At 54.9% G+C, this 3039-nt stretch carries 3 protein-coding genes and 1 pseudogene; all 4 read left to right on the plus strand.

Annotated features, from left to right (window positions below; genetic code table 11):
- Window positions 1-319 (plus strand): annotated as a pseudogene (locus AC1DLB_RS26315) (UbiA family prenyltransferase); the annotation flags it as partial.
- Window positions 316-1629, plus strand: coding sequence for an FAD-binding oxidoreductase (locus AC1DLB_RS26320; protein WP_477785940.1), 1314 nt, complete (start codon window positions 316-318; stop codon window positions 1627-1629). The pseudogene AC1DLB_RS26315 and the gene AC1DLB_RS26320, both read left to right, overlap by 4 nt.
- On the plus strand, window positions 1626-2366 hold the full coding sequence (locus AC1DLB_RS26325) for an SDR family oxidoreductase (RefSeq protein WP_477785941.1): 741 nt from the start codon (window positions 1626-1628) through the stop codon (window positions 2364-2366). Before AC1DLB_RS26320 ends, AC1DLB_RS26325 begins: the two co-directional genes overlap by 4 nt.
- A 190-nt stretch (window positions 2367-2556) precedes the next feature.
- Window positions 2557-3039 (plus strand): hypothetical protein (locus AC1DLB_RS26330; protein ID WP_477785942.1); only part of this gene is annotated, 483 nt, incomplete at its 3' end.

Below are 3039 nucleotides of genomic sequence, written 5' to 3' on the forward strand. Positions count from 1 at the left end.
GGGCGATACCGGGAAAACCCGTGGGCGAGGCTACTATCCCGCCGACCTGGAAATGATTTCCTCGCTGGGCGCGTCTTCCGGTTATCTAGCCGTAATGGTCTTGGCTCTATACATCCATGATCAGGCTACAACCGGGCTTTATGCCCACCCACAGGTGATCTGGCTAGCCTGCCCGCTGCTCTTGTTCTGGATCACTCGAGTGTGGATGCTCACTCATCGCGGGCAAATGCATGATGACCCTGTAGTGTTCGCCATCCGCGACCGCAGCAGTCTGGTCGTTGGCGCTTTGTTTGGGCTGGTGTTCTGGGTAGCAGCATGAGTCGTCCGCTGCACTCTTGGGGATGCTATCCCTATGCCCCGCAGACTGCACACGCTTGTAGCTGGCGTAGCGAAGTCGAGTCTCTGCGCGATGCGGTGGCCGCCACGCACGGGAGCACCCTGCCGTATGGCAACGGACGTAGTTATGGAGACAGCTGCCTAGCCGCGAGCGATCAAGTGTTGCACATGCGAGCTCTTAATCGCTTCATCCAGGTTGATTGGCAGCAGGGAACCGTACAAGCAGAGGCCGGTGTAACCCTCGCCGAGATCCTGGCAATTTCCATCCCGCAGGGCTGGTTCCTGTCAGTCACACCTGGCACCCAGTTTGCCACCCTCGGCGGGGCCATCGCTAACGATGTCCATGGCAAGAACCATCACCTGCGCGGCACCTTTGGCAACCATGTGCGGCGTTTGGGTTTATTGCGCCATAATGAAGGAGTGCTGACCTGCTCTCCTACCGAGCATCCCGAATTTTACACCTCTACTATTGGAGGTTTAGGTCTGACTGGGATTATCGTGTGGGCAGAAATTCAGCTTATCCCCATTCGCACCAGCCAGATCGACAGCACCGTAGTGCGTTTCGGCAATCTGGGCGAATTCTTCAGCCTGTCCGCCGAACTCGATCACCAGCATGAATACAGTGTCGCCTGGATCGACTGCCTGGCAAAAGGCACTCAGACCGGGCGGGGCGTATTCATCGTAGGTGACCACGCACGTTATGGTTCACTGGAAGTGGACGAGCGAGCGAAGTTGAGCATGCCGCTGACACCGCCAGTGTCTCTAATCAACAACCTGTCATTGCGAGCCTTCAATGATATGTATTGGAGGGTGCATCCTGCCCAGAGCACATGCAAACGCGGTGACTACGAGCCCTTCTTTTATCCGCTGGATCGGATACTGCACTGGAACCGTATCTACGGGCGCCGAGGTTTCCAGCAATACCAGTGCGTGATACCCGACGCAGTGGCCGAGGTAGTCATGCACGAGTTGCTGGAAGCCATTGCAGACTCTGGCCAAGGCTCGTTTCTCGCCGTGCTCAAACGCTGTGGCAACATCGCCTCGCCAGGCCTGCTGTCCTTCCCTCTCCCCGGCACCTCTCTAGCCTTGGACTTTCCGCAGAAGGCTGACTTGGTGCGGCTGTTTGCAAGGCTGGATGCCATCGTTCGCGAGAGTGGTGGTCGCCTGTATCCGGCCAAGGATGCCCACATGACCGGCGGCGATTYCCGCAAAGCATACCCCGCATGGGAACGACTGGAAGCACTGCGTGATCCCTCTCTGAATTCCCACTTCTGGAAACGAGTTACTGCATGAAACGAATTCTAATTATTGGTGCAACATCGGCCATTGCCGCTGCCTGTGCACGTCTATGGGCCGAACAAGGCAGCGAATTTTTTCTCGTGGCCCGTAACCTCGAAAAACTAGAACAAACCGCAGCCGACCTGAAAGGTCGAGGCGCCAAATCAGTAACACTTCACTGCATGGATGCCACCGACTTTGTAGCACACGGCGCAATGCTCGACAGTTGCCTAGCGACCTTACAGCAAATCGATATTGYGCTCATTGCGCACGGCACATTGCCCAATCAAAAAGTCTGCGAGCAGGACGTCGGCGTAGCGCTCCAGGAATTTGCCAACAATGGTACGTCGGTGATCGCCCTGCTAACGCTGCTGGCCAACCAATTTGAAACCCAGCGTTGTGGCACCTTGGCTGTGATTTCCTCGGTAGCTGGCGACCGCGGTCGTCCGTCCAACTACTTATACGGTACCGCCAAGGCTGCGGTTTCCACCTTTTGCGAAGGTCTACGAGCACGGCTGTACAAAGTCGGTGTACATGTCATCGACATCAGGCCCGGGTTTGTCGATACACCGATGACTCAAGGTCTATCATTACCTGCTGCACTGCTGGCCAAGCCTGAGCAGGTGGCCCAACGCATTGTAAAAGGTACCGACCGAAAAGTTGACGTCCTCTACGCCCCGGGATTCTGGGTATTAATCATGATGATAATTAAGTTAATTCCTGGCGCACTCTTCAAAAAAATTAATATGTGAAATCACTCACTTCCAGACGGGTGGGCAGTGCGAATGTTGTAGTTATGCTACAGGCGCAAATTGTTGCGCAATAACAATGTACCGCGCTTCTGGTCATTGATCATGATGGTCATCCGGAAGTTGCCGCAATTCATATTCAAAAAAAAAAAAATTCTGATATTCAAACTTTTAGACGGGCTGGGGTGGATCCTTGAAGCTATTCAAGTTGGCAGATAATGAGCTGCTGATCGAGCGCAGTATCAAATGCATTGCCGTATTGACGGTGCTTTACGCGACCTATTTGGCGTTTCGCTTTTCGGGGCAGCCATTGCTCGAATTGTTCGGCTTTCGCCAGACCCAAACAGCGCTGACCTCCTTCTGGTTCATCAAGGAGGGTTTCAAGTTTGCCTACGAAACACCCGTCTCCGGCGCCCCCTGGTCAATCCCGTTTGAATTCCCGCTCTATCAGGCGCTGGTGGCGCTGATCAGCAAGTTCACGGGCATCGATCTGGGCAAGGTCGGCAGGATCGTTTCTTTCGTGTTCTTGGTGCTGTGCCTGCTGCCGGCTCGCTCAATCTGCCAGTCGTTGAAGCTAGCCCCGCGCAGCTTCTATATTTTCGCCGGTCTGCTGTTCTCCAGCCCTCTTTACCTGTTCTGGGGTCGCACCTTCATGATCGAGACGGTGGCGGTGTTC

It is taken from the genome of Pseudomonas sp. 05N434 (assembly GCF_056396965.1).